This window comes from Cellulomonas citrea (genome assembly GCF_009829685.1).
Classification (GTDB): Bacteria; Actinomycetota; Actinomycetes; order Actinomycetales; family Cellulomonadaceae; genus Cellulomonas; species Cellulomonas citrea.
This window is the reverse complement of record NZ_VWSD01000172.1, coordinates 1-5653: the sequence shown is the minus strand read 5'-3', so window position 1 is coordinate 5653 and position 5653 is coordinate 1. Positions and strand designations below refer to the sequence as shown.

Annotated in this window: 3 protein-coding genes and 1 pseudogene; all 4 read right to left on the bottom strand. The window is 74.6% G+C overall.

Annotated features, from left to right (window positions below):
- Positions 1-222 (bottom strand): annotated as a pseudogene (locus tag F2B26_RS14165) (hypothetical protein); the annotation flags it as partial.
- 124 nt (positions 223-346) lie between these two features.
- The gene (locus F2B26_RS14160; RefSeq protein ID WP_159810466.1) at positions 347-1213 is read right to left on the bottom strand and encodes a formate/nitrite transporter family protein; all 867 of its coding nucleotides are present in this window, start codon (positions 1211-1213) and stop codon (positions 347-349) included.
- Between the two features lie 31 nt (positions 1214-1244).
- Entirely contained in the window at positions 1245-3584 is a 2340-nt protein-coding gene (locus F2B26_RS14155; protein ID WP_159810464.1) for a hypothetical protein, read from the bottom strand.
- A gap of 94 nt (positions 3585-3678) precedes the next feature.
- A complete protein-coding gene (locus F2B26_RS14150; RefSeq protein WP_159810462.1) occupies positions 3679-5118 on the bottom strand; it encodes an NAD-dependent malic enzyme in 1440 nt (479 codons plus the stop codon).
- Positions 5119-5653: the final 535 nt, after the last annotated feature.

Below are 5653 nucleotides of genomic sequence, written 5' to 3'. Positions count from 1 at the left end.
CCCCGCGGCGGGGGTCAGCCAGGCCGGGGCCGCCGTCGCGGCCGCCGAGCCGGACTCTGCCGGGGCGGGGCCCGGCGGGACCGGGGCCGGACGCGCGGCGGCGTGCCGGGCGGCCTCGTCGTCCGAGGCGGGGTGCGGTGTCGGCTCGGGTCCCGTGACGGGGTCGACGCTGGTCTCGTCGTCTGGCTGGGTGCCCGGGGTGCCGGTGCTGGGCTCGGTCACAGGTCCTCCGCGAGGTCTCGGTCGTCGCCTGGCCGTCCCCACGCTAGGCCGCGGGGCGTGCGCGCGCCGGTTGCTGCGGCCCGTGTCGCCGGGCGCCTTCGTCGCGGAGCCCGGCGCCCGTGCGTCAGTGAGCGGTCGGTACGGCGTCCGTCGAGGTCACCTGCGCGGCCGCGGGGGCCTCGTCGGCCGCGGTCTCGCGGGTGTGCGACGAGCCCAGCTGCCGCGGGCTGGAGCCGTAGGCGTAGGCGGCGCCGACCAGCAGCCCGCCGCCGACCAGGTTCCCCAGGCCGACGAGCAGCACGTTGCGCGCGAACTCGGTGACGGTCGCGTGCGGCAGCCCGGCGAGCAGACCGTAGGAGAAGGTCGTCATGTTCGCCACGACGTGCTCGAAGCCCGAGGTGATGAACACCATGACGCAGGCGAAGATCACGGCGATCCGGGCGCCCTCGGACTGCAGCCGGCCCGCGCACCAGATCGCCAGGCACACCAGCAGGTTGCACAGGATGCCGCGGAAGAACAGCTCGACGTTGGTCTCGGCCGCCTTGTGCTCGATCATCGCGGCGATGGTCTTGCCGGCGGCGGTCGTCGGCGCCAGCACCCCCGAGGCGCGCAGCAGCAGGGCGAACACGAACGCCCCGAGCAGGTTGCCACCCATCACCGCGAGCAGCACCCCGGCAGCCCGGCGCACACCGACCACCCCGGCGAGCGCGCCCTGGGTGAGGATCATCATGGCCGACGTGGCCAGCTCGGCCCCGGCGACCACGACGATGGTGAGCGCCACGCCGAACACCAGGCCCTGGACGAGCGGCGCCCACGGCGACCCGGCCTGCACGAGCGGCCCGCCGGCGGTCACCATGATGAGCACACCGATGCCGATGTAGGCGCCGGCGAGCATGGTGCGCACCAGGAACACCCCAGGGGTGGCGGTGAGGTCGAGCTTGTGGACGGCGGCGTCGGCCTGACCACGGACGGCAGCGGGGATGCTCAGCACCGGGCAAGCCTGCCGGACGACGACCGCACGGTCATGGGACGAAAGCCGTGGGGGCGGTCGAGCCCGGGCTGCTGGTGCCCGGCGGGGCGGTGAGCGCTGTGAACCGCGCCCGCGTGTCCGTGAGCTGCCACGCCTGGGCGCCGCCCTCCGCATCGATGACGACGAGCGGGCCGCCGGCCGCCGGAAGCACGACGCCCGAGGCCGTCGGCGACCGGCTCGGCACGAGTGTCCAGGCCCACTGCCGCCCGTCCGTCGAGACCCACAGCACCGTGCCCCGGTAGCTCTCCTCGTCCACGGTGCCCACGGCGACGAGCCATCGGGTCTCGTCCGGGCCACCGCTCTGCTCACCGTCGGCGTCCAGCGCGACGGGTGTGCCGAGGGTGGCGTCCGTCGCCAGCTCCACCGGGGTCCAGGTGGTGCCGTCCGCGCTGAACCACTGGTGGTCGGTGCCGACCTGACCGGTCGCGACGATCCCGACCGGTGTCGACGCGCACCCGGCGAACCAGCCGTCCCCTGCGACGGGCGCGGTGACCGACCACTGGTCTCCGTGGCGGGTCCACACCTGTGCGGTCGTGCTGGTCTGCCCGCTGGCCCCGGACCAGCCAACCGCGATCGTCGTGCCGTCGGGCAGCGTGCAACCACCGCGCACCGTTCCCGTCCGGCCGGGCACCCCCAGCCCCTCGGGGCCGACCTCGTCCCACGAGACACCGTCGGGCGAGGTCCACAGCACGGGCTCGTCGTCCGCGGTGGCCTCGGCGGCGGCCCGCCGGCCGCCGACCACCACCCACCCGTCCCGGGTCCCGAGGGCGCCGGAGACCGAGGGGGCCACTCCGGTGGCGATCCCGCCCACCGAGCCGGCGCTGTCGTCGCCGTGAGCGAGCGCGCCGTACAGCCGCAGCCCGTCGAGGGCGTCGGTCCAACCATGACCCACGTAGAGGACCTCGTCGGTGCCGGGGCGTCGCGCGCTGAAGACCGTCGACGCCTTGTCGAGCAGCGGCGACGGCCAGTCGACCTTGGTCAGCCGCTGCCCGTCGAGGACGAACCGGGCGGGCTCCCTCCAGGTGCGCCATCCCGTCTCGTGGATCTCGATCATCGGCCGCGACGCCGAGAGCGCGCCCGGGCCGAGCCCCGCGGCGGTCTCGAACACCGGGTCGGTCGCCCCGGGTGAGTCGATGGGCGTCCACTCCGGCCTGGTGGCGGTGTATTCCCACACGCCCGAGCTCCGGTCGCCCTGCCGCAGCACCCAGGTGCCCCCGTCGGGGGTGAGCGTCACCTGGGCGTCCGGTGCGACATCGGTGAACGGGTCGGAGACCGTGACGGGCGACCACCGCCCGTCGACCCTGCGGTAGACGGAGGTGAGGGTCGTGGTCGTGGTGATGACCGCGGCCGCTGCTGCGCCGTCCCGGCTCGCGAGCGAGCCGAACCACTGGGACGCGTCGGCCGGCCAGCCTCCCTCGGGCGGGTCGACCTGCTCGCGTGCCCAGACGCTCCCGTCGGACGAGGACCAGGCCTGCGGCACCCAGACCGTCGGGTCGGCCGGTGAGGGGACCGACCCGACGGCGAGCCACCCGTCCGAGGCGCGGACCAGCGCCGAGACCGAGGCGACGGCATCGGCGTCCACCGGCTGCGGGTCGGACCAGGTGAGGCCGTCGTCGTCGGACCGCAGGACCGCGCTCGACCAGTGGCCCCCCGAGCGGGTCTCGAGGCCGACGAGCACCCGGGTGCCCTCACCGGCCACCCCGACGAGGGCGAGCTGGTCGGACCCCGCGTTCGACGGCAGCTCGCGGATCGTCACCTGGTCACCGCGCACCACGAGGAGCCGCCCGTCCTCGGTCCCGCGGACCTCGCCGACGGCGTAGACGACGTCGCGCACGACGGCCGCGGTGCTCAGCTCGATCCGGTCGGCCTCGGGCGGCAGGCTCACCCGGTGCCAGGCGGACCGGTCGGCCGACGTGACGAGGTAGCTGCCCGTCGAGCCGTCCTGCCACGTGGACCCGGCGACGGCGACCAGGTCGTCGTCCCCGGCCATCACGACGGACACGACCGGACCGGGGACCCCGAGCTGTGCGCCCGACCAGCGCCCGTCGTGCTGGACCTGCCAGATCGTGAGCTCCCCGGCCGACCCAGGGCGCACCAGGCGGCCGGCCGCCAACCCCGGCGCGTCCGGGGCGGGTGGGACGAGTGCGATGTCGGCCATCCGCTCAGCGGCCGGCACCAGCGCGTCGTCGACGGCCACCGCACGCCAGCCGGCTGCGGCACCGGGCACCGACCCGGTCTCGTGGGGTGCGGGCGGACGGGCCAGCGCGATGACGGTGACCAGCACCACGAGGACGGTGAGGCCGGCGGCGATGGCGCCTGTGCGGCGGGTCATGGCTCCCCCTGGAGGTCGACGACCGCCGCACCCTAGGGGCGCCCCGTGCCCGCCCGGAGCCGGTTGTCCACAGGCTCGGGGAGCCGGCCCGGTGCTACCCCCGGAACCGCGGGGCGAACGGCCAGGGGGTGCCGTCGGCCAGCGTCGAGTCGGCGAGCATCGCGGCGCGCTCGACGGCCTTGGCGACCACCGGGGTGACGTCCGGGTTGAACACGGACGGCACGATGTAGGTCGGGTTGAGCTCGGTGTCGCTCACCACCGAGGCCAGTGCGCGCGCCGCGGCCAGCAGCATCCCGTCGGTGACCGTGCGGGACTGGGCATCCAGCAGCCCGCGGAACACCCCGGGGAACGCCAGCACGTTGTTGATCTGGTTCGGGTGGTCGCTGCGGCCGGTGCCGACCACGGCCGCGTATTTCGCGGCCTCGTCCGGGTCGACCTCGGGGCGCGGGTTGGCCAGGGCGAACACGATCGAGTCAGGAGCCATCCGCTGCACGTCGGCACCGGTGATGACGTCGGGGGCGCTCACCCCGATGAACACGTCGGCGCCCACGAGCGCATCGGCGATCGAGCCGGTCACCCGGCGCGGGTTGGTGATCGCCGCGGTCTTCTCCAGGCTCGGCGTCAGCCCCGGGCGGCCGGTGTGCACCACGCCCTCGATGTCGCCGACCACCACGTCGTCCGCGCCCGCGGCCAGCAGCAGGCCGAGCACGGCCGACCCGGCGGCCCCCGCGCCGGACAGCACCACCCGCACGTCCTCGATCCGCTTACCCACCACCTTGAGCGCGTTGAGCAGCGCGGCGACCACGACGATGGCGGTGCCGTGCTGGTCGTCGTGGAAGACGGGGATGTCGAGACGTTCGCGCAGCCGGCGCTCGACCTCGAAGCAGCGCGGGGCGGAGATGTCCTCCAGGTTGATCCCGGCGAACACCGGGGCGATCGCCACGACGGTCTCGACGATCTCGTCCACGTCGGTGGTGTCCAGGCAGATCGGGAACGCGTCGATGTCGGCGAACCGCTTGAACAGCACGGCCTTGCCCTCCATCACGGGCAGTGCGGCGAGCGGGCCGATGTTGCCCAGGCCGAGCACGGCGGTGCCGTCGGTGACGACCGCGATCATGTTGTGCTTGATCGTGAGGCGTCGGGCCTCCTCGGGGTTCGCCGCGATGGCCTCGCACACCCGGGCCACGCCGGGGGTGTAGGCCATGGACAGGTCCTCGCGGTTGCGCAGCGGTGCCTTGGCCTCGATCGCCAGCTTGCCGCCCAGGTGCAGCGCGAACGTGCGGTCGCTCACCCGGCCGATGTCGACCCCGGGCAGGGTGGTGAGCACGGCGACGATCTGCGCGGCGTGCTCGTCGTCGCGGGTGGCGCACGTGACGTCCACGACGATCTGCTCGGAGCCCGAACCGGCGACGTCCAGCGCGGTGACCAGTCCACCGGCCTGCTCGATCGCGGTCGTCACCTCCGAGACGGCGGTGGGACGGGCCTGCACCTGCAGGCGCGCGGTGATGGCATGGGAGACGCTCGGCGCTGACACCCGGTCATTGTGGCCCCCCGAGCGGCCCGACGGGACGAAGAACGGCGGCCCCCGTCATCGGGTGCCGCCGTTCAGAAACTTCGGGTCCGCGGGAGATCAAGCGTGCGCCTCGTCGGCCGCTACGGGACCAGCCCGGTCGGCCCGCCCATCAGTGGGTCAGCCTGCGCGTGGGTTCCCGCGAACCATGAAGTTGTCCTCTCATTGGTACCCCTCCGCGGGCCCGGTGGGAAGGGGTGTCACCTCTGTGAGGGCACTGGGGGGCGTACGGCTCGGATGCCGGACGTCGCCGCCAGCATGTGGGACGGACGGGCCGTCCCCAGCCCGTCCTCGTGCGCGGCGGGTCGTGGTGCCGCGGCCACGACGGTTCGGCGGGGCCGGCTCGCGCGACAGGGTCCGTCTCGATCGGGACCGGCGTGGGGCGTCGGGCGTGCTCAGCGCCGCTCGCCCTCGCCGGGCCCCCCGGTGCGGACCAGCAGGAGGCGGCGATGAGCAGCAACGGCACCCGAGCCGTCGTGGTCGGGGTGGTGGGGGCGCG